This window comes from Kribbella sp. NPDC056951 (genome assembly GCF_042674205.1).
Taxonomy (GTDB): Bacteria; Actinomycetota; Actinomycetes; order Propionibacteriales; family Kribbellaceae; genus Kribbella; species Kribbella yunnanensis.
The window spans coordinates 57,954-79,298 of the sequence record NZ_JBHUQZ010000009.1 but is presented as its reverse complement, the minus strand read 5'-3'; the positions used below and the strand labels follow the sequence as shown (position 1 = coordinate 79,298).

Sequence of the window (21,345 nt, the reverse complement as noted above, 5' to 3'; positions counted from 1 at the left end):
AACGCCGTACCTTTCAGCTCGTACGACGCCGTCTGTGGCAGGTCGACCGTTCGCAGCAACCCGCCCGGCTCATCGGCATCACGCGCATTACTTGGCTGACACACCGACCGGCCGGCTACATGCGCACAGGCGGAGCGCCCGATCTGCGGGTTCCTCAGCACCAGTGCACTCGGCTGCCGATCGGCCGCGGGCAGCTCGACTCGCTCAGCCCGACTGCCGGCCGGCTGGTCCACACCGAGCGCCCGACGCTGCAGTCCGTCGGTCTGGATCAGCGGCAACTGCCCGAGCGCCTCACTCACGTCAGAGCCGGTGATCGCCTCCCGCTCGCCGCCCAGCGCCGACAACACCGCCGGTACGTCGCTCGTGGCGCCACGCACCTCGACGAATCGCGACTCCGGGATCAGCCGGGCGACGCTCACCCCACCGACGTCGTAGATCTCCACACTCGGGTAGTCCCCGACCGGCGGACCGAAGTGCGCGACTCGCTTCAGACCCGCCTCATCCAGCGTCTCGTGGACGACCGCAGCGGGAGGTACTCCGGCAGCACGGTCGTTGCGAATGACGACGTACCGGACACCGGCGTGGGTCAGGGCCTGCTGGAACGTACGGTCGCCGATGCCTGAGGCGAGACGGCGCTCCACCTCGTCATCGAGCCACTGCGGCTGACCGGTCGGTACGACGAGCACGTTGCCGCTCGTGTTCTGCTTCTCGATCCATGGTCGCCACTGGTCGGCGTCAAGGTCATCCACTTCACCACGCGGCTGGACGAACGCCGCCGAGCGGTCGGCTGGGGTGCCGTACTGCACGACCAGCAGCAGCGGGACGAGCCACCAGACCGAGACGGCGAGGACACAGCCGACCCAGCCTGCGGCAACCTTTAGTGTCCAGCGGTCGCGGCGCCGGGTGAGCAACCAGACGATCGGGAGCACGAGTGTCAGCCCGGCCGCGACCGGATCCGCTCCACCGATCAGCGCGAACGCCATGGCCGACCAGCCGACCCGCCACCAGCCTGACCGCGCCCGGGGCGTCACCAGCGGCAACAGCACCCAGGGAGCCATGGCCAGCGGCCACACCTCCGCTGAGCTGATCGACATGCCACTGAGGAGCAGTGGGCTCAGGGCGTAGAGCAGTGCGACGGCAAACCGCGTCCAGGGCACCCCGTACCGCCAGGCGTTGGCCAGCTTCCACACGCCGAGGAACGCGACGCACAGCACCACACACCACCAGAGCCGTTGCCCGACCCAGTCCGGCATCGACACCGCATGCATCAGCCACTGAAACGGGCCGATCGGCAGCAGGTAGCCAAAGGACTGACTCTGCAGCTGTCCCAGCGCACTGTCCGGGGCCCAGAGGTGCAGTGCGCCCCGCAGCAGCGCGGTCGGGTCGTTGACTCTGGAACCAGGTGCAACTGGTCCCGGTGCGTGGTGGAAACAGAGTGCCGACAGCAACAGACAGCCCAGCACGAGCCTCGCTCGCCAGACCACCTGCTCGGACGTTCCTGCCTTCAGCACAGGCGGACCCTAACGGATCAGAGGCGCTCAATCGCTGGGCGTGGCCATAGTGATATGGAACTCCCAGGCCCGTACGGTTGGGGGCGATGAATTCCGTCACAGAGCCGAGGCTCAGCTTCCTGCGCAGTGCCACCGTCGTCGCGGTCGGCATGGCGATCATGAACGTCGCCGCCTACGGCTTCACCCTGATCGGAACACACCGGCTCGTGCCGGAGCAGTTCGGCGCGATCACCGCGCTGCTCGGGCTGCTGCTAATCGGCAACGTGGCCTCGCTCGGCCTGCAGGCCACCGGCGCGCGCCGACTCGCCACCCACACCGACGACGGCTCACTGGCACACGCCATGCTGCAGGCAGGTCGCCGTACGGCGGTTGGTCTCACCGTGGTCTGTCTGCTCGCCACACCGCTGTTCATGTGGCTGCTGCACATCGACTCGATCGTCGCGGTCGTCCTGCTGGCACCGACGCTCGCTGGGCTGACTCTGATGGGCTCACAGCTCGGAGTCCTCCAGGGCAGTCAGCGCTGGACCGAGCTGGCCGCGGTGTACACCTCGGTCGGGATCGGCCGGCTGGTGCTCGGCGGTGGTGCGCTGCTGATCCACCCGTCACTCGACTCGGCGATGATCGGGCTCGCGCTCGGCGCCGCCGTACCCGCCGTACTGGGCAGTGTTCTGCTGCGTGATGCGGCCGGTGGGACACCTGCGCTGGTCAAGGAGGTACTGCGGGAGACCGCGCACGGCACCCACGTCCTGCTCGCGTTCTTCGTGATCGCGAACGCCGACGTACTGCTTGCGCGCGGTCTGCTCGACGGGCAGCACAGCGGGTACTACGCGGCCGGAGTGATCGTGGCCAAGGCCTGCCTGTTCCTCCCGCAGTTCGTGATCGTCATCGTGTTCCCGTCCCTGGCCAACTCCCCCGGTGACACGGTCAAACTCCGCCGCGCGATCCTCGCGGTCGCCGGGCTAGGCGTGTGCACAGTCGTCGGAACGCTCGTCCTGCCGGACCTGGTGGTCGCGGTGATCGGTGGGCCGGAGAAGTACGCGACACTCGGCCCGTTCACCTGGATGTTCGCGATCGCGGGCTCGGCGTACGCCGTACTGCAGATGGTCGTGTACGCCGCCATCGCACAACAGGAGAAGCGCGCCGCCCTGCTGATCTGGGCCGGCCTGATCGTGCTCGCTGGCACCGCCGCCATCGTCCTCACCAACGGCATGACCGGCGTCAAGACCCTGGTCGCCCTCACCAGCGGCTGCGCCCTCCTCCTCTCGGCAACCCTGGCGGCCGGCCTCCACCGCCGCCAGGGTCCGGCTCCCTCACCAGAGGCTTGATTTCGCGAACTTGCGGGCCAGGGTGTTGGCGATGACCAGTAGCACCAGGCCGATGACCGAGCGGAAAAGGCCGATCGCGGCCGCGTAGCTGAACTGTGGGACCTCGGAGGCGAAGCCGAGTTTGTAGACGTAGGTGTCGAGTACTTCGGACGTCTGCAGGTTCAGGGTGTTCTGCAGCAGCAGGACCTTCTCGAAGCCGGCGGTCATGATCGTGCCGATGTTGAGGATCAGCAGGATCACCGCGACCGGGCGGATCGCCGGGAGGTCGATGTGCCAGACGCGGCGGAGCCGGGAGGCACCGTCGACAATCGCGGCTTCGTGCAGTTCCGGGGAGACGCTGGTCAGCGCGGCCAGGTAGATGATCGCCGAGAAGCCCATCGTCTGCCAGGAGCTGGACCAGACGTAGAGGTGCCGGAAGTAGTCCGGGTTGTTCAGTACGTCGATCGGCCCGGCCCCGAAGATCCCGAGGAACTGGTTCAGTACGCCGGTGTTCGGGTCGACGAGGACGACGATGATGCCGACCACGACCACCGTGGAGATGAAGTGCGGTGCGTAGGTGATGAGCTGCACCGACCGGCGGTACCACTTGCGGCGGGCCATGTTCAGGCCGAGCGCCAGCAGGATCGGCGGCCAGAAGGTCGCGAACAGTTCGTAGACCTGCAGCACCAGCGTGTTCTTGATCAGCCGCCCGAACTGGTACGACTCGACGAACCGCTCGAAGTGTTTGAACCCAACCCAGCGACTGCCCAGGATCCCGTCGATCACGTTGTAATCCTTGAACGCGATGATCGCGCCGTACATCGGCCAGTAGGCGAAGATCGCCAGCCAGATCAGCGGGACCGCCAGCATCGCGTACAACTGCCAGTTCCGCCGCATCCGCGTCCCCAGCGACACGGCCTGCTTCCGCGGCCGCGGCTGAGCCCCGCTGCGTGCGGGAGTCCGTCGTACCAAAGTGTCGATGGCCATCTCTTAGCCCTTCAACGAGCCGACCATGGCCCCCTTGACGAAGTGCTTCTGCACAAAGGGGTAGACCAGCAGCGGCGGAATGGTGGCGATCACGATCAGCGAGTACTTCAGCTGCTCCTGGAGTTCCTTCATCCGGATCAGCTCGGCGGTGTCGCGGACCTGAGACGGGTCGAACTGGTTCTGCAGCAGGATCTGGCGCAGCACCAGCTGCAGTGGGAACAGGTGCTCGTTGGTCAGGTAGATCAGCGCGCTGAACCACGAGTTCCACTGGGCGACGGCGTAGAAGAGCAGGTTGACCGCGATGATCGGTTTGCTCAGCGGCAGCACGATCCGCCAGAAGAAGCCGAAGTCGGTACAGCCGTCGACCTTCGCGGCCTCGACCAGCTCCTCGGGGATCGTGGACTGGAAGAAGGTCCGGGTGATGATCATGTTCCAGACCGCGAGCGCGGCCGGCAGGATGATCGCCCAGCGGGTGTTCAGGATGCCGAGCCGGTCGGCCACCAGGTACGACGGGATCAGGCCGCCGGAGAACATCATCGTGAACACGAACAGCGCCATGATCAGGCCCTTGCCCGGCAAACCCTTCCGCGACAACGGGTACGCCGCGAACAGGGTCAGGACGGTGGCGAGCACCGACCCGCCGACGGCGTACACGACGGAGTTCGAGAAGCCACTGACGATCGAGTCGTAGTCGAAGACCGCCTTGAACGACTCGATGCTCAGCCCGACCGGCCAGAGCCAGACCTTGCCGGAGACAACATTCTTCGGATCACTCAGCGAGGCGCTGAGCACATACACGAGGGGGTAGAGAACGGCGAGCGTGAACAGTCCGAGCGCGGTGTAGTTGCAGATCATCACGATCCGGTCGGACCGCGTCTCCTGCACCGGAGCCGGCGAACCCGCCGAGTTCACGGTCGGTGTTGTGGTGGCCATCGCCATCACCCCTGGTAGGTCTCGTAGGCGGCCTGCTGGATCTCCAGGTAGGGCTTCAGTCCGATCGACTGCACGCGGCCGGTGAAGTCGTTCCACTGCGCGTCGTCGTTCGGGTCGAGCCGGCCGGTGACGAACTTGGCCAGCGAGGTGGTCACCTCGCTCTTGAGGTTGAGCCCGATCTCGGCGTCGAGCGCGGCCTGGTCGGCCTCGAGGGTGACCGGCGGGAACTGCTGCTCCATCGGCTGCTTGTACGGGAACAAATGGTCCCGGGTCTCCTCGTACAGCGGCGACTCGAACGTCGGCTTCTTCGGATTGACCCGCTCGGCCAGCCGGAAGTCGCCGGACCGGTACATCACGGCGTACTGATCCCAGGTCTTGCCCTTGGTCTCATCGGTGTTCCAGGACTCCATGCCGAACACGGACTGCTCACCGTTGATGCCCTTGTCACCCTTCGCCGACCAGCGGAAGTCAGGTCCGGCGTACGAACGCAGGATGGCCTCGAGATCCATCTGGAAGTCGGCCCACCGCACCAGCAGGTCGGGGCGCTTGCACTTGCGCGTGACCACGAGCGTCGAGACCTCGACGCCGACGCTGAGGTAGTTCCAAGGAGCGACCTGTACGCCGTTCGGTCCCTTGAGCGGCGTCATCGTCTCGTACTGGCGCCACCGCGCGTTCGGGTCGTCCAGGTCCAGTGTCATGAACGTGCCCCAGTAGTAGACCCGGGCGCCGCCCATGACCGGCCCGGTCGGGTTGTCGCCGTACCGCTTGATCTGGTCCTCGGTCGCCGTGAAGATGTCCTTCGCCAGCAGACCGTCGGCGTACAGGCCGTGCAGGTACTTCAGGCCCTCGCGCCATTCGTCCTTGACGAAGTTCGCCTCGACCTTGCCGTCGTAGACGGCCAGCCAGGGCCGGTCACCGCCGTTGACGCTGTAGCTCGGGTTGTAGAGGAACGAGTTCATGAAGAAGGTGTCCAGCGGCGCATCCTTGTAGCCGCCGAACGGGATCGTCTTCCCGCCGCCACCGAGGTCGTCCTTCTTGAACGCGGTCAGCACCTCGCGGAACTCGTCGGTCGTGGTCGGCACCGCCAGACCGACCTTGCGAACCCAGTCGGTGTTGATCAGCGCCCGGCCGCCCGAGGCACGGCAGTGGTAGCAGTCGTTGAAGTCGGGGAAGCTGTAGACGCCGTCGTCCGGCGACACGATCAGCTTGCCCGCCTCGGGGTAGTCCTTCATCGCCTGCTGGAGATTGGGCGCGTAGCGCTCGAGGTACGGGTTCAGGTCGACGAAGAGGTTCTGCGCGCCGTACAGGTAGAGCTGCGAGCGGGTGAACGTGATGCCGAGGAACGCATCCGGTACGTCGCCGGCCGCCATCATGGCGTTGACCTTCGTCATGGTCTCCGGGTCGTTGCCCTTACCGGCCACCTGCCGCCACTGGATCCGGATCCCGGTCTGCTGCTCCATCCACTTGGTGAACTCGTTCGTCGACCAGTCACCGACGGTGAGGCTCTGCGGGACCACGACCGTGAAGGTCACCGGCTCTTTCACGATCGTCTGCTGCTTGCGCGCCTTGGGACCGACATACCCCGCTGGGTAGTTGACGCCGGACTTGAGCGGCGCGAGCTCCACGGGCGGCTGGGTCAGGCTCTCCGGGGCGGCGCCCGCATCCGCCGTACCGGAGCCGCACCCGCTCAGCAGGCCACTGCTGCCTGCAGCGGCGATTCCCATGGCGCCGGCGACGAACGACCGTCGTTTCACCACTTTGCGCATCCTGCCTCCCGATACGGTCTGTGAGATATCCGATAGGATCTACGATCGACTGTCCCGCAGAATGGCAGAGATCGGATCTGTCCGAAAGGGGTGAGCGAGCGCCGTCCGCAACTTTCCTCAGGAAAGAAAGTTGCTCCCGGTGCCGGATAGGGTCGTTTTCATGGCGACCCCGAAGTTCATCCTCGAGCTGCGCGCGAAGATCGGTCACGACCTGCTCTGGCTCACCGGCCTGACCGCCGTCGTCCTCGACGACCACGACCAGGTCCTGCTCGTCCAGCGTGCCGACAACGGCCGCTGGTCGCTCGTGGCCGGCATCCTCGAGCCCGGCGAACAACCCGCGGCCGCCCTGCTCCGCGAGATCTACGAGGAGACCGCCGTCGAGGCATCAGTGGAACGCCTGGTCAACGTCGAGTCCTTCCCACCGGCGATGTATCCGAACGGCGACCAGGTCCAGTTCTTGGATCTCTGCTTCCGTTGCCGCCCGATCGCCGGCGAAGCCCGCGTCAACGACGACGAGTCACTCGACGTCCGCTGGTGGCCCCTCGACAAACTCCCAGACCTGCGCGAAGACGAGCTCCGGTTCATCGAGCGTGCCCTCTCCCCCGACGTCACGCCTTACTACGCCACCTGAGCGCAGATCTCCTGCAGCACCCGCGCCACGTGCTCAGTCGCCGGCCGCCCTGCGCGGCGACACACCGAGATCCGCCGGATCAGCGGCGGATCCAGCGGTACGGCGACCAGCCCCGGCCGGCGATGGGCCCGCAGCGCCAGCGCAGGCAGGACGGCCGGGCCCTGGCCAGCGGCAACCATCGCCTGCATCAGGACATAGTCGTCGGTGTCCTGATGATGCAGCTCCAGACGCACGCCCTCCCGCATCCCGTGCTGCCACAACCTTTGTCGACAGCGGTCGCATCCCGCGACCACCGTGTACTCGCTCAGCTGAGTCGAGGACACCTTGGGCATTGCGGCCAGCACATGATCCTCAGGTACGACAAGCACCAACTCGTCGTCGAACAGCGGGATCCGCTCCAGCTGCACGGCCGACGGCTCATCGTCGAACACAACAGCCAAGTCAGCCTTCCGCTCAGCCAGCATCGCCAACGCAGCCTCAGGCTCGGCCTGCTGTAGCTGCACCCGCACGGGCGCCATCGCTGACACCGTGTCGACAAGGAAGGTCGCACAAGCCGTCGGAAAAGCCACCACCCGTACGACGGCGCTGCCCGCCTCACCGAGTCGTCGCAGCGTCACCGCAGCCGCCGACTGCGCCCCGGCGAGAACCGCGGTCGCCGCGGCCAACTCCGCACCCGCCGCCGTCGGCCGGACTCCACGGCCGTAGCGGATCAGGAGCGCCGTACCGGCTGCTCGCTCCAACCGCTGCACGTGCTGACTGATCGCAGGATGCGTCCACCCGAGCCGCCGGGCAGCCGCCGACATCGACCCTTCCTCGACCACCACGTTGAACACCAGCAGGCTGCGCGGATCGGGTTCCAGCTCAGACATGTCACCAACGATGACAGATCCGGTCACGAGATCGCTCTTCTGCTACCACCTCGCGCCGACGCATCATCGACCGCATGGAGATCATCGGCGTACTCGGCGGAATGAGCTGGGAGTCAACCGCGGAGTACCTGCGGCTCCTCAACCAAGGCGTCCGAGACCGCCTAGGCGGCCTGCACTCCGCCCGCCTCCGAGTCGCCACCGTCGACTTCGCCCAGATCGAACACCTCCAGGCCACCAACAACTGGCCGGCCGCCGGCCAGATCCTCGCCCGCGAAGCCGCCGACCTCGAAGCCGCCGGCGCGACCCTGATCCTGATCGCCACCAACACCATGCGCAAGGTCTACGACACCATCGCCGCAGCCGTCACCGTCCCCGTCCTCCACCTAGGCGACGTGACAGCCAACGCCGTACGGGCCCAAGGCCTCACCCACATCGGCCTACTAGCCACCCGCTACACCATGGAACAAACCTTCTACACCAACCGCCTGACCCACCACGGCATCCAAACCCTCGTCCCCGACGCCTCCGCCCGCACCGAGATCCAACGCATCATCTACACCGAACTCTGCGTAGGCCTCGTCTCCCAGCCATCCAGGCAGTCCCTCATCCACATCGCCAACGACCTCATCACCCAAGGCGCACAAGGAATCGTCCTAGGCTGCACCGAACTAGAACTCACCCTCACCGCCTCCGACCTGCCCGTCCCCGTCTTCCCCACCACCACCCTGCACTGCACGGCCGCCCTCGACCATGCAGTGCAGAACCCTGCGGCGAACTAGTGGGCGGCTTCGTGCCAGGTTCGGCCTACGCCTACGGAGACGTCGAGGGGGACGTCCATCTCTACGGCGGCGCCCATGTCTCGGCGGACGAGTTCTTCGAGGGCTTCGCGTTCGCCGGGGGCTACTTCGAAGACCAGTTCGTCGTGGACCTGGAGGAGCATCCGGGACTGGAGGCTGGAGGCCTTGAGGGAGGTGTCGACCTTGAGCATGGCCATTTTGATGACGTCGGCGGCGGAGCCCTGGATGGGGGCGTTCAGGGCCATCCGCTCGGCCATCTCGCGGCGTTGGCGGTTATCGCTGGTGAGGTCGGGGAGGTAGCGGCGGCGGCCGAGGATGGTTTCGGTGTAGCCGCTCTTGCCGGCTTCGAGGACGATGCTGCGCAGGTAGTCGCGGACTCCGCCGAAGCCTTCGAAGTACTCGTCCATCAGGCCCTTGGCCTCGTCGACGCCGATCTTCAGCTGCTGACTCAGCCCGTACGCCGACAGGCCGTACGCGAGGCCGTAGTTCATCGCCTTGATCTTGGCGCGCTGCTCCTGGGTCACCTCGGACGGCTCGACCGAGAACACCCGCGACGCGGTCACCGAGTGGAAGTCCATGCCGGAGTTGAACGCCGCGATCAGGCCCTCGTCCTTGGAGACGTGCGCCATGATCCGCATCTCGATCTGGCTGTAGTCGGCCGACATCAGCGACTCATGGCCTTCGCCGACGACGAAGGCCTGCCGGATCCGGCGGCCCTCCTCGGTGCGGATCGGGATGTTCTGCAGGTTCGGGTCGGTGGAGCTGAGCCGGCCGGTGGCGGCGATCGTCTGGTTGAACGTCGTGTGGATCCGGGCGTCGCGCGGGCTGATCGTCTTCAGCAGGCCCTCGACGGTCTGCCGCAACCGGGTCGCGTCGCGGTGCGCGAGCAGGTACGCCAGGAACGGGTGCTCGGTCTTCTCGAACAGCGCCTGCAGCGAATCCGCGTCCGTGGTGTAACCGGTCTTGGTCCGCTTCGTCTTCGGCATCTGCAGCTCGTCGAACAGCACCACCTGCAGCTGCTTGGGCGAACCGAGGTTGATCTCCTTGCCGATCACCTCGTACGCCGCCGTGGCGGCCTCGCGGACGCCGGTCGCGAACCGCTCTTCCAGCTCCTCGAGATACGGGCGGTCGACCGCGATCCCGTCGCGCTCCATCCCGGCGATCACGTCGATCAGCGGCAACTCGACATCCGCCAAGAGCGCCGTACCGGCCTGCTTCTCGAGCTCGGCGTCCAGGGTGTCGGCCAGGTCGGCGATCGCGCGGGCGCGCAGCATCGTGTGGTCGGCGGCCGGGCCGCCCTCGATGTCGTCGAAGCTGAGCTGACCGTTCTCGACCTCTTCGGTCCGGAGCTCACGCTTCAGATAGCGCACGGTCAGGTCGGCCAGATCGTAGGAACGCTGATCCGGACGCGCCAGGTACGCACTCAGCTGGGTGTCCGAACTCAGACCGGCCAGCGTCCAGCCGCGCTCCAGGAAACCGAGCAGCGGACCCTTCGCATCGTGCAGCGCCTTCGGCTGCTTCGGGTCCGCGAGCCACGCCTGCCAGGCGGACTCGTCCTCCGGAGTCAGCGCAGTCGGGTCGAACCAGGCCGCCGCACCCGCAGTGTTGGCCAGCGCCAGCCCGGTGATCTCACCAGTGCCACGCCCCCAGTTGCCCTGCACCGCAACGCCGACCCGCTCGCCGGCGCTCACGTGCTTGGTCAGCCAGGCCGCGACCTCGCCCGGCTTCAGCTGCACGCCGTCCAGCTCGAAGCCGTGCTCGACGGTGGCATCGACCTCTTCGTGCTCCGCGACCAGCCGCTCACGCAGCACCCGGAACTCGAGGCTGTCGAACAGCGTGTGCACCTGCTCGCGGTCCCACGGCACCCGGAGCAGGTCGTCGACGGTGACATCCAGCGTCAGGTCGCGGATCAGCTCATTGATCTGCCGGTTCCGGATCACGTCGGACAGGTGCTCGCGCAGCGACTCACCGGCCTTGCCCTTGATCTCGTTGACCCGGTCGATCACATCGTTCAGCGAGCCGAACTGGTTCAGCCACTTCGCCGCGGTCTTGTCACCGACACCCGGTACGCCGGGCAGGTTGTCGCTCTTCTCCCCCACCAGCGCGGCCAGGTCCGGATACAGCCGCGGCGGTACGCCGTACTTCGCCTCGACCGCGGCCGGGTCCATCCGGGCGATCTCGGAGACGCCGCGCTTGGGGTAGAGGACCGTCACGTTCTCGTTGACGAGCTGGAAGGAGTCCCGGTCGCCGGAGCTGATCAGCACCTCGAACCCCTGCTCGGAGGCCTGGGTGGCGAGCGTGGCGATGATGTCGTCGGCCTCCCAGCCGTCGATCTCCGTGGTCGGGATGCGGAGCGCGTCCAGCACCTCCTTGACCAGCGACACCTGGCCCTTGAACTCGTCCGGAGACTTCGACCGGCCGGCCTTGTACTCCGTGTACTGCTCGGAGCGGAAGGTCTTGCGGGACACGTCGAACGCGACACAGATGTGCGTCGGCTGCTCGTCACGGAGCATGTTGATCAGCATCGAGGTGAACCCGTACACCGCGTTGGTGTGCTGCCCGGTCGAGGTGGAGAAGTTCTCCACCGGCAGTGCGTAGAACGCGCGGTAGGCCAGCGAGTGCCCATCAAGGAGCAGGACGCGCGGTCGGCTATCACCTGCCGCCCCTGTACCTGCCATGGGATCCTTGGTCAGCGTCGAAGTGTCAGTATCTGGAGCCACACACCGACTCTAGTGCTTCCCTGGGACAGTTTCCGAACACGGCAGTTAGGCTGCTGCGGTGACAGTTAACAACGACCTCCCGCCAGGTATGGACGTCGAGGGCAGCCTGCTGCAACTCATGGGGATCGCGGTCAGCGAGGCCGCACCGGATCGGGTCGTCGCGACCATGCCCGTCAAGGGCAACACCCAGCCGTACGGGCTGCTGCACGGCGGCGCGTCCTGCGTGCTCGCCGAGAGCCTCGGCTCGATCGGTTCCGCGCTGCACGCCGCGGCGTACGGGAAGGTCGCGGTCGGGGTGGACATCAACGCCACCCACCACCGGGCTGTCCGCGAGGGCACGGTCACCGGCGTCGCCACTCCGGTTTACCTCGGCCGGACCACCACGACGTACGAGGTCGTGATCACCGACGACCGCGACAAGCGGGTCTGTACGGCGCGGATCACCTGCCAGCTGATTCAGGCTCCGGCGGGTAGCTGATCGGATCGGTCGCCAACGGCCGGGCCAACTGAGCCCGGCGGGCGATCACCGAGCGTCGCGAGGAGAGCAGGGCCAGCAGGTTCGGCGCGTGCTCTGCGGCCAGCCGGCGAGCGACCGTGTGCGTGTTCGCAAAACGCAGTACGCCGGCCTGTCCCAGCCCGAGCCTGGCCAGGAACCGGTTCGCCTCGCGGGCAATCGCCGGGGCGACCACGGCCAGGTGCGGGCAGCTCTCGTGCTCGGCCCAGGCGACCGCCTCGGCGATCATCGCCTTGCCGACACCATGCCGGCGGGCGGCGTCACTGACGTGCAGGTACTCCACCGTGAGCGTGGTGTCGTCGTGCAGCGGACTGACCGCGGCCCGGCGCAGGTAGGCCATCGCGTGCACCTGGCCGTCCAGCTCACCGACGATCAGGCGGCCCCACGGATCGGCCAGATGCTTGCTGACGGCAACCTCTACTGCAGGGACCGTGGGCACGCCGGGAAGGCGGTGCGCACCGGTCGTGGTCAGCTCGCGCCACAGCGCGACGAGCGCGGCAGCATCCCCCGGCTGGGCGTCCCGCACCGCAATGGCAGCGGCCACAGCGACCTCCTGGTCTGGTCCACCCCCGAGGTGAACGGGACGGGCCCGATACGCTCGTCCTCGCGCAACAGTAGGCCCTCCAGGGTCACTTGCAAAGCTGCGCCCGGGAGAGTGAGCGGAGAGCTGCTTTGTTCGCCGGAATCGGCACAGTCGTCAACGTTGCAACGGTTCTGGCCGGGTCGACACTCGGCGTACTCGTCGGGCATCGACTCAGTCACCGGACCCGCGATCTGGTCACCGACGCACTCGGCCTGGTGACGCTGCTGATCGCGATCACCTCGGCACTCACCGTGGGCGCCAAGGCGCTCAGCGATGCGGTCGGCAGCAGTGCGCCGGTCCTGATCGTGCTCGGCGCGATGCTGATCGGCGGCATCACGGGGTCGCTACTCCGGATCGAGCAGCGGCTGGAGGGTTTCGGTGCGTGGCTGCAGCACCGGTTCCGTCGCAGCGACGGGGAAAGCACTTTCGTCGAAGGCTTTGTTACCGCGTCAATGGTCTTCTGCGTCGGGCCGCTGACCTTCCTCGGTGCGTTGTCCGACGGGCTCGGTCGTGGCGCGGACCAGCTGTTCCTCAAGGCGGTGCTGGACGGGTTCGCCTCGATCGCCTTCGCGGCGTCACTCGGCTGGGGCGTGATGGCGTCGGCCCTCGTCGTACTGGTCATTCAAGGGTTGATGACCGCGGTGGGCGCCGTACTGGGTGACATCCTGCCGGAGGCCCACGTGACCGCGCTCGGCGCGACCGGCGGCGTGATGCTGATCGGCGTTGCGCTGCGACTGCTGAAGATCAAGCAGATCGCCGTCGCCGACATGCTGCCGGCACTGATTGTCGCGCCCCTCCTCGTTCAGCTGCTGGTTGTGATCCGCAACTGAACGAGGAGAGACAAGCGATCAGTCTTCTCCGAGGTACGCCTTGCGTACGTCGTCGTTGACCAGGAGCTCGCGCCCGGTGCCGGACAGTTTGATCTGACCGACCTCCAGCACGTAGCCGTAGTCCGCCCGCTTCAGGGCGGCCTGGGCGTTCTGCTCCACCAGCAGGATCGTGGTGCCCTGCCGCTGCAGCTCGGTCACCGTCGACATGATCCGCTTCATCATGATCGGCGACAGACCCATCGACGGCTCGTCCAGCATCATCAGCTTCGGCCGGCTCATCATCGCCCGGCCCATCGCCAGCATCTGCTGCTCGCCACCGGAGAACGTTCCGGCCGGCTGCTTGCGCCGCTCCCCCAGGATCGGGAACAGGTCGTACGCCGAGTCCAGGTCGGTGCGGACACCGGCCGGGTCGCGGCGCGCGAACGCGCCGAGCAGCAGGTTCTCCTCGACGGTCAGCCGCGGGAAGATCCGCCGGCCCTCCGGCGAGTGCGCCAGCCCGCGGGTGACGATGTCATGGGCCGCGACATTGTCGATCCGCTCGCCCTGGAACCAGATCTCGCCCTGGGTCGGCCGGAGCAGCCCCGAGATCGTCCGCAGCGTGGTCGTCTTACCGGCGCCGTTGGTGCCGATCAGCGACACCACCTGCCCCTGCTCGACACTGAAGCTGATCTGCTTCACGGCCACGATCTTGCCGTAGGCAACTTCCAGGTTCCGCACCTCGAGCATCGCCGAGAGCGGCTTCTCCTCTGCGGAATCCGTCATGGCTTCGCCTCCTCGGTGACGTCGTCCTGCGGACGGTCCTCCTCGTCCTCGTCGTCGTCCTCACCGGTGCCGATATAGGCCTCGATGACGCGCGGGTCGGACTGCACCTCACCCGGGGTGCCCTCGATCAGGGTCTCGCCCCGGACCAGGCAGAGCACCCGGTCGCAGAGGTTGAAGATGAACCGCATGTCGTGCTCGATCACCACGACCGACAGGCCCGAGTCCCGGATCTTGAAGATCAGGTCCATCGCCTGCCGGGTCTCCTGCGGGTTCATACCGGCCGTCGGCTCGTCCAGCAGGATGAGCTTCGGGTCGGTGGCCAGCGCCCGCGCGATCTCGAGCCGCCGCTGATCGCCGTACGGCATGTTCCGGGCCAGGTGCTCGGTCGACCGGCCGAGACCGACGAAGTCGAGCAGCTCCTGGGCCCGCGCCCGGGTGGCTGCCTCCTCGCGACGGAACTTCGGCCCGTGCAGGACCGAGGTGAGCGCGCCCGCGCTGGTCCGGCTGTAGCGGCCGACCATCACGTTCTCCAGCGCGGTCATGTTCGCGAACAGCCGGATGTTCTGGAACGTCCGGGCCATCCCCGCGCGCACCACGGCGCGCGGCTTGGGCGGCAACGGCGACAGCGGCGGCAACCCCGGCACCTGTACGGCGGCCTCCGGCGGCACCGGCTGTCCCGGCTTGACCTTCTTCCGCTTCGGCGCCACCGGGGCCTTCCGCGGTACGCCGGCGAACCGGACCTGCCCGCTGGTCGGCTTGTAGAGGCCGGTGAGGCAGTTGAAGAACGTCGTCTTGCCAGCGCCGTTCGGGCCGATCAGACCGACGATCTCGCCCTCGCGAACGGTCAGATTCACGTTGTTGACCGCCAGCAGACCACCGAACCGCATGGTGACGCCGGAGGCTTCGAGTACCGGCCCGCCGACCGCCGGAGCGGCCGGACGGGATTCCGTGACGGTCATTTGGCCTCCTCGACGAGCTGGTGCTCGACCTCATCGGCGAGCTGCTCGTCCTCTTCGTGGAACTCGAGCTGCCGCCGCCTGCTCGCCACCAGGCCCTCGGGCCGGAAGCGCATCATCAGCACCAGCGTGATGCCGAACAGCAACAGCCGGTACTCCGAGAAGAACCGCAGCTTCTCCGGCAGCAGCTTCAGGATCGTTGCTCCCAGCAACACACCGGCGATGGTGCCCATACCGCCGAGCACAATCGCGGCGAGCAGGAACGCCGACTCCAGGAAGATGTACTGGTCGGGGCTGACCGCGCCGTCCTGGTGCGCCTTGATAGTGCCGGCCAGACCGGCCAGGAACGCACCGACCGCGAACGCCAGCAGCTTCAGGCCGAAGACGTTCACACCCATCGCCTCGGCGGCCTTCTCGTCCTCCCGGATCGCCACCCAGCCGCGTCCGATCCGGCTGCTGTTCAGCCGGGAGAAGACCAGGATGACGCCGCCGGTCAGGATCAGCAGCAGGAAGTAGTAGTTCGAGAACCGGGTGATCTCGAACCCGAACGGGTGCCGGGTGGCGCCGAAGTCCCAGCCGAACAGCACCAGGTCCGGAATACCGGGGATACCGTTCGGCCCGTTGGTCAGGTTCGGGCCGTTGTTGCCGTCCAGGTTGAACATCGCGAACCGGAAGATCTCACCGAAGCCCAGCGTCACGATGGCCAGGTAGTCACCCGAGACGCGCAGTGTCGGCGAACCGATCACCAGACCCAGCAGGGCCGCGACACAGGCACCGACCAGGACGACCACCAGGAACGGCGGCTTCCAGCCGATCGTCGCGAACGCCGACTCCGAGAGGGTCGCCGCGACGTACGCACCCGAACCCAGGAACGCGATGTACCCGAGGTCGAGCAGACCGGCCAGACCGACCACGATGTTCAGACCCATCGCGGTGGCCGCGAAGACCAGCACCGAGGTCGCGATCGACATGTTCGCGTCCGACCCGTCCTGCGTGAACGGGAACAGGAACGCCACCGCGAACGACGCCAGCGTCAGCACCTTGCGGTGCCGCTGCCCGGCATGACTGATCCAGCTCATCGCCCCGACCCGGAACAGCGCGACCGCGACCGTCGCGATGAAGACCAGGCAGAGGATGAACAACCAGGCGTCGTCCAGGCCGAGCGCGTACGCCGCCGTGAACAGCAGCGCCGCCATCAGCAGCGCGATCGCGAGGATCTCGGCCCAGGCCGGCGACTTCGCCTTGCTCATGTCGCGCAGCCCGTGCCGCAACGGCATCAGCCAGGCCGCCACCGCGAGCAGCAGCGCGCCCACCAGCGAGATGTACCCGCCGGGGTTGACGTTGATCAGACCGTCGGACTCGACGCTGATCGCCGCCAGGGTCAGCACCATGAACAGTGCCAGCCCGGACCCGAGCGCGCGCAGACCGGCGGTCGTGTCCAGCCACCAACCGAGCTTGCCCTTGTCGGCCACCAGCAGCACCAGCGCCACCACGGCGACGATGATCGCCAGGATCTGCAGGCCACCGGGATAGAGGTCGATCGACAGATCGTTCAGGATCGAGCCGTCGTAGCTCCAGGACAGGCACGATCCGAAGATCACCAGGACGGCGCCGGCCAGGCCGAGCGGCCACGCGAACGGACGGCCCTTGGGCGGGCCCGCCACCTCCGGCGCTGCCGGAGGCTGTGTCTGTACGTCGGTCATGCGCGGTCCACCACCCTCGCGCCCAGCAGGCCCTGCGGCCTGAACACCAGAACCAGAATCAGGATCACGAACGCCCAGACGTCCTTCCAGGTACTACCACCGAACTGGCCCGGGATGTACTGCGTCGCCATCGCCTCGACCACACCGAGGACGAGGCCACCGACGACCGCGCCGTAGATGTTGCCGATACCGCCCAGCACGGCGGCGGTGAACGCCTTCAGACCGGCCAGGAAGCCCATCCGGTACTGGATGTTGCTGTTCTGCAGTCCCTGCGATACACCTGCGATCGCAGCGAGCACAGCACCGAGGGCGAACGCGACCACGATGATCCGGTCGACGTTGATACCCATCAGGCGAGCGGTGTCCGGGTCCTGCGAGACGGCCTGCATACCGCGGCCGACGCGGGTCCGGTTGATGAAGAACCACAGCACGATCGCACAGATCGCGAGTGCGGCGACCGTGAAGATCGCCGAGCGCTGGATCGTGACTCCGCCGACAGAGAGCGCCGTACCGGAGACCACGTCGATCTGCGGGAACGGGATGCTCTGCTTGGCACTCGGCCACTCGACGTGAGTGATGAGCGTCCGCCACAGCACCCAGCCGATCTCGGCCGCCGCCACGGCGGTGACCGCAGCCAGCACGATCGGCTGGATACCGGTCTCGACCCGGGCCTTGTTCCGGACCGCGATCGACAGCAACCAACCGACGACGGTACCGACCGCGGCGCCGACGATCACGACGCCAGGAACGAGCAGCACGCTCAGCTCCCGCTCGACGAGCCGGGCGACGATCCACAGTACGACGGCGCCGGTCGCGGCACCGAGCAACGGGGCCCGGTCCAGCCACTTCGTCACCGGGTGGTTCAGGTTCGGACGGCCGGGCCGCCCACCCACGACGTACCCGAGTGCCAGCGCGCCGCCGGCGAACACGACGACGGTCCACGCGGGCTGGTCGTACATCAGCCGGATGAACTCCTGCAGGAACACCGAGATACCGATCGCGGTGATCAGTGGTGCCAGTCGTGGCGCGTTCCGCAGGGGACGGTACGCGACACGTTCCATCAGCACCGCGGTGCCGACCGACGCGATGATCGCGCCGAGCATCATCACCGGCAGGATCCAGACCGAGGTCTTGCCGTCGAAGAACAACAGATAAGTGGTCAGTGCGCCGAACGCACCGATCATGAACACCTCGCCGTGGGCGAAGTTGATGAGCTGCACGATGCCGTAGACGACGGTGTACCCGACGGCGATCAGGGCGTACAGCGATCCCAGGGTCAGCCCATTGACGAGCTGCTGGAAGAACTGGTCCACGTCGACCTCCCAACTACCTCAGTTACGACATGCCTCGGGGGCGGGAGGATCTTCTCCCACCCCCGAGAACATGAGGTCGACCTTGCTTACTTGGTCTCGAAAGCCTTCGTCTCCACGGTCGCCCACGCGCCCGCGTCGACCTTGTAGACGGTCAGCACCTTGGAGGTGCTGTCGCCGTACTGGTCGAACGCGACCTTGCCGGTCACACCGTCGAACGAAACCTTGCCGAGGGCATCGACAGTCTTCTGACGCGCCGACTCGACGTCCGAAGCGCCGGCCAGCGACGTCTTCAGGGCGTTGATGATCGCGTTGGCCGCGTCGTAGGAGTAACCGCCGTACGCAGCGGAGTCCTCCTTGTAGCCGGCCGTCTTGTAGTCGGCCAGGAACTTCTTGCCGGCCTCGGTCGAGTCGGTCGGCGCACCGACGGACGTCGAGAGGTCGTTGGTGGCGTTCTTACCGGCCAGGGTGATGTACTTCGGGTCCTTGATGCCGTCGCCGCCCATCAGCGGGACGTTCAGGCCGGCGGCCTTCATCTGCTGCGAGAGCGGACCGGCCTGCGGGTACTCGCCGCCGTAGTAGACGGCCTGCGGGCCGGACGGCTTGATCGCCGAGATGACCGCGCTGTAGTTGGTGTCGTCCGGGTTCACCGTCTGGGCCGCGACGATCTGGCCGCCGAGCTTCTTGAACTCGTCGGTGAAGGTGCCGACCAGACCCTGGCCGTAGGCCTTCTTGTCGTGGATCGTGGCGACCTTGGTGATCTTCGCGGTCTCGAACAGGTACCGGGCCGCGAACGGGCCCTGAACCGCGTCGGTCGTGCAGGTGCGGAAGTAGTTGGTGTACGGCCGCTTCGGCGCCGTCTGCCACGCCGCACCCTGGGTCAGGCCGGGGCCGGTGTTGGCCGGCGAGACCTGGACGATGTGCTTCGGGTCGAGCACCGGCTGGACCTGCTGGGCGACGCTGGTGTTCAGCGTGCCGACGACGCCGATGACGTCCTTGTCGCCGGCCAGCGCGGTGGCCGCGTTCTTGCCCGGCTCGGTCTTGCCCTCGTCGTCCTTCGGCACGGCCTCGAGCTTCCAGCCCGGGATCGCGTTGGTGTCGTTGGCCTGCTTGATGGCCAGCTCGACGGAGTGCTGGATACCGAGGCCCAGCGCCGACAGGTCACCCGACAGCGGCGCGATGATGCCGATCTTGGCGGTCTTGGTGCTGCCGCCAGTCCCCCCGCCATTGTCACCGCCACTGCGAGAACCGCAGGCAGTCAGGGCCAACGACGCAACGATCAGCGACGCGCCGACCCTTACTACGGAACGCTGGTGCACTGTTCCTCCCATGTCTGGATAGTCCGGCCGATCCCCGGACTCCCGCGTTTGCCGCGAGCATCCGCAGGTTAGACCGCCGAATGCTCCCAAGCGAACAGCGCACTGGCTGTGTTGTGAGGTCGTTACAGCTGTAAGTACCATCTTGCAATCTGAGAACTGTCCCAGCGGCAGGATGATGACACAGCGTCAGTTCTTCATCCCGTTTGCGTGAAGACTGGCCGGTTTCGACAGGCCACCTCCGGCACGGTCCGTGACAAATCTTCACCAGTCATCACCTTCGGGTGACAATCCGTGCCCGTCCGGCGCGCCGAACCCCCGGTACGCCGCCCGTCCGCCCCCGCCGGCGCCCGCCCGGACGGGCAGTCGCCGGGTGGATGCCCTCGGCAACCAGCCCCGGAGTACCGGATCCGGTTGTCTGGTTGGCCGCTCGCCCGCTCAGTTGCCGCCGGCCTCGTCCACCACGAGCTCGGCCACCTGCCGCATCGACACCCGCTTGTCCATCGCCGTCTTCTGGATCCACCGGAACGAATCCGGCTCCGACAACCCGAACTTCGTCTGCAGCACCGACTTCGCCCGGTCCACCAGCTTCCGCGTCTCCAGCCGCTCCGCCAGATCCGCGACCTCCCGCTCCAGCTCCGCCAGCTCGACGTACCGCGACGCGGCGATCTCGATCGCCGGCAACAGATCAGCCTTGGAGAACGGTTTCACCAGATAAGCCATCGCCCCCGCGTCCCGAGCCCGCTCCACCAGCTCCCGCTGCGAGAACGCCGTCAGCATCAGCACCGGCGCGATCCGCTCCCCCGCGATCTTCTCCGCCGCACTCAACCCGTCCAGCTTCGGCATCTTCACATCCAGAATCACCAGATCCGGCCGATGCTCAGCAGCCAGCCGAATGGCCTCCTCGCCATCCCCCGCCTGCCCGACGACGTCGTACCCCTCCTCGGCCAGCATCTCGGCCAGATCCATCCGGATCAACGCCTCGTCCTCAGCGATCACCACACGCTTAGCAGTCACAAGGGCCACTGTATCGACCCGCCACCTACGACTTAGGCCCCACAAACGTGTCAAGCCTCTCGACACCTTCCTTCCGGCTGACAGCGATCCCGTTCACCCGAGGCTGCCGCCACGGAATGCCGAGCACGTCCAGCGTGTCCGTCAGAATCTTCCGGATGTCCTCGGACTCGTTGGAGAACCAGTACCGGATGTAGAAGTACCGTCGGCCGTCGGACTTGCTCGCCCAGTTGACGAACCGGCTCCCGTCCGAATGGAACAGCCCCCTCAACAGCTGCTCGGGGTACCTGGCAACGATCTCCAACTGCCAATCCACCAACTCGATCTTCCGCTCGTGCTTGCGCCCCACCCCATGCTGCGGAAACAAACAAGGCCAGTGCTTCCACCGAGCCTCGGTCATGATCGCACCAGGACGCTGCCGCGGAACGGGGCTCGCGGTCGGCTTCACCCGAATGATCGTCTCGGCGATCTCCCGATTGAGATCGGCATACCTGGCGTCGTTCGCAATCTGCAACGTGAACACACCCCGCCGGGCGCGCGCCAGATGCCCGTCCCCCAAGTACCACCCCAGCAACAACGCGTACGCCGACTCATCCAGCTCCGCACCATCACACCGAGGACAAGGCGTTCCCTGGAACGCAGTCCCGCGCGGCAGTCCACGCCGCTGGTACAGCCGCCGCCACCGCCGGATCGTCTTGATGGCAACGCCATGTATCTCTGCGTTAGCGCGATCGCTGACCCCGTTGTCCGACATCCGCAACGCGGAATCAACTGTCTCCTGCGACCTGATGTGCCCCATGCCACATGCTCTCGAACCCCACCGACAGTTTCGGCAACCC

Annotated in this window: 18 protein-coding genes and 2 pseudogenes; 5 read left to right on the top strand and 15 right to left on the bottom strand. The window is 66.8% G+C overall.

What is annotated here, in order from left to right; genetic code table 11:
- Positions 1-251: 251 nt before the first annotated feature.
- A pseudogene (locus tag ACFTSF_RS29725) lies at positions 252-1,463 on the bottom strand (alpha-(1->3)-arabinofuranosyltransferase family protein); the annotation flags it as partial.
- Positions 1,464-1,597: 134 nt separating this feature from the next.
- On the opposite strand from ACFTSF_RS29725, the gene ACFTSF_RS29720 reads away from it, so the two are divergent.
- A complete protein-coding gene (locus ACFTSF_RS29720) occupies positions 1,598-2,836 on the top strand; it encodes a lipopolysaccharide biosynthesis protein (protein ID WP_380157451.1) in 1,239 nt (412 codons plus the stop codon).
- On the opposite strand, the gene ACFTSF_RS29715 is transcribed toward ACFTSF_RS29720, so the two are convergent.
- Genes ACFTSF_RS29715 through ACFTSF_RS29705 form a run of 3 tightly spaced genes read right to left on the bottom strand, consistent with a single transcriptional unit; the run spans position 2,822 to position 6,501 of the window.
- The gene (locus tag ACFTSF_RS29715) at positions 2,822-3,802 is read right to left on the bottom strand and encodes an ABC transporter permease (RefSeq protein ID WP_380157449.1); all 981 of its coding nucleotides are present in this window, start codon (positions 3,800-3,802) and stop codon (positions 2,822-2,824) included. The genes ACFTSF_RS29720 and ACFTSF_RS29715 overlap by 15 nt on opposite strands.
- A gap of 3 nt (positions 3,803-3,805) precedes the next feature.
- Entirely contained in the window at positions 3,806-4,735 is a 930-nt protein-coding gene (locus ACFTSF_RS29710; protein WP_344158740.1) for a carbohydrate ABC transporter permease, read from the bottom strand.
- Positions 4,736-4,740: 5 nt separating this feature from the next.
- On the bottom strand, positions 4,741-6,501 hold the full coding sequence (locus ACFTSF_RS29705) for an extracellular solute-binding protein (protein WP_380157447.1): 1,761 nt from the start codon (positions 6,499-6,501) through the stop codon (positions 4,741-4,743).
- Positions 6,502-6,661: 160 nt separating this feature from the next.
- Here ACFTSF_RS29705 and ACFTSF_RS29700 point away from each other — a divergent pair, with 160 nt between their 5' ends.
- The gene (locus ACFTSF_RS29700) at positions 6,662-7,132 is read left to right on the top strand and encodes an NUDIX domain-containing protein (RefSeq protein WP_380157445.1); all 471 of its coding nucleotides are present in this window, start codon (positions 6,662-6,664) and stop codon (positions 7,130-7,132) included.
- On the opposite strand, the gene ACFTSF_RS29695 is transcribed toward ACFTSF_RS29700, so the two are convergent.
- The gene (locus tag ACFTSF_RS29695; protein ID WP_380157444.1) at positions 7,120-8,001 is read right to left on the bottom strand and encodes a LysR family transcriptional regulator; all 882 of its coding nucleotides are present in this window, start codon (positions 7,999-8,001) and stop codon (positions 7,120-7,122) included. The genes ACFTSF_RS29700 and ACFTSF_RS29695 overlap by 13 nt on opposite strands.
- 74 nt (positions 8,002-8,075) lie before the next feature.
- Here ACFTSF_RS29695 and ACFTSF_RS29690 point away from each other — a divergent pair, with 74 nt between their 5' ends.
- Positions 8,076-8,780: an aspartate/glutamate racemase family protein gene (locus tag ACFTSF_RS29690; RefSeq protein WP_380157442.1), complete on the top strand. Its 705-nt coding sequence runs from the start codon at positions 8,076-8,078 to the stop codon at positions 8,778-8,780.
- Here the strand turns inward: ACFTSF_RS29690 and polA are convergent.
- Positions 8,777-11,476 carry a DNA polymerase I gene (polA, locus tag ACFTSF_RS29685; RefSeq protein WP_380157441.1) on the bottom strand — a complete coding sequence of 900 codons (2,700 nt, stop codon included), beginning with the start codon at positions 11,474-11,476 and terminating at the stop codon, positions 8,777-8,779. The genes ACFTSF_RS29690 and polA overlap by 4 nt on opposite strands.
- A gap of 100 nt (positions 11,477-11,576) precedes the next feature.
- On the opposite strand from polA, the gene ACFTSF_RS29680 reads away from it, so the two are divergent.
- Entirely contained in the window at positions 11,577-11,996 is a 420-nt protein-coding gene (locus tag ACFTSF_RS29680; RefSeq protein WP_344158752.1) for a hotdog fold thioesterase, read from the top strand.
- On the opposite strand, the gene ACFTSF_RS29675 is transcribed toward ACFTSF_RS29680, so the two are convergent.
- Complete coding sequence (locus ACFTSF_RS29675) at positions 11,959-12,576, bottom strand: GNAT family N-acetyltransferase (RefSeq protein ID WP_380157439.1); 618 nt, start codon at positions 12,574-12,576, stop codon at positions 11,959-11,961. The two genes, ACFTSF_RS29680 and ACFTSF_RS29675, sit on opposite strands and share 38 nt — an antisense overlap.
- 128 nt (positions 12,577-12,704) lie before the next feature.
- Here ACFTSF_RS29675 and ACFTSF_RS29670 point away from each other — a divergent pair, with 128 nt between their 5' ends.
- Positions 12,705-13,445, top strand: a complete 741-nt coding sequence (locus ACFTSF_RS29670) for a DUF554 domain-containing protein (protein ID WP_380157438.1) — start codon at positions 12,705-12,707, stop codon at positions 13,443-13,445.
- Between the two features lie 18 nt (positions 13,446-13,463).
- Here the strand turns inward: ACFTSF_RS29670 and ACFTSF_RS29665 are convergent, their stop codons facing one another.
- The 8 genes and pseudogenes from ACFTSF_RS29665 to ACFTSF_RS29630 all read right to left on the bottom strand — a co-directional run bounded on the left by ACFTSF_RS29665 (position 13,464) and on the right by ACFTSF_RS29630 (position 21,305).
- Positions 13,464-14,171: an ABC transporter ATP-binding protein gene (locus tag ACFTSF_RS29665; protein ID WP_344158786.1), complete on the bottom strand. Its 708-nt coding sequence runs from the start codon at positions 14,169-14,171 to the stop codon at positions 13,464-13,466.
- 32 nt (positions 14,172-14,203) lie between these two features.
- Complete coding sequence (locus ACFTSF_RS29660; RefSeq protein ID WP_380157436.1) at positions 14,204-15,166, bottom strand: ABC transporter ATP-binding protein; 963 nt, start codon at positions 15,164-15,166, stop codon at positions 14,204-14,206.
- Complete coding sequence (locus ACFTSF_RS29655; protein ID WP_380157435.1) at positions 15,163-16,866, bottom strand: branched-chain amino acid ABC transporter permease; 1,704 nt, start codon at positions 16,864-16,866, stop codon at positions 15,163-15,165. The genes ACFTSF_RS29660 and ACFTSF_RS29655 overlap by 4 nt, the downstream gene beginning before the upstream one ends.
- The gene (locus ACFTSF_RS29650) at positions 16,863-17,825 is read right to left on the bottom strand and encodes a branched-chain amino acid ABC transporter permease (RefSeq protein WP_344158788.1); all 963 of its coding nucleotides are present in this window, start codon (positions 17,823-17,825) and stop codon (positions 16,863-16,865) included. Before ACFTSF_RS29650 ends, ACFTSF_RS29655 begins: the two co-directional genes overlap by 4 nt.
- A pseudogene (locus ACFTSF_RS29645) lies at positions 17,826-18,179 on the bottom strand (branched-chain amino acid ABC transporter permease); the annotation flags it as partial. It abuts the gene before it with no gap.
- 86 nt (positions 18,180-18,265) lie between these two features.
- Positions 18,266-19,507, bottom strand: coding sequence for a branched-chain amino acid ABC transporter substrate-binding protein (locus ACFTSF_RS29640; protein WP_344158762.1), 1,242 nt, complete (start codon positions 19,505-19,507; stop codon positions 18,266-18,268).
- 423 nt (positions 19,508-19,930) lie between these two features.
- Complete coding sequence (locus ACFTSF_RS29635) at positions 19,931-20,518, bottom strand: response regulator (RefSeq protein WP_344158764.1); 588 nt, start codon at positions 20,516-20,518, stop codon at positions 19,931-19,933.
- A 16-nt stretch (positions 20,519-20,534) separates the two neighbouring features.
- The gene (locus ACFTSF_RS29630) at positions 20,535-21,305 is read right to left on the bottom strand and encodes a transcriptional regulator (RefSeq protein WP_380157432.1); all 771 of its coding nucleotides are present in this window, start codon (positions 21,303-21,305) and stop codon (positions 20,535-20,537) included.
- Positions 21,306-21,345: the final 40 nt, after the last annotated feature.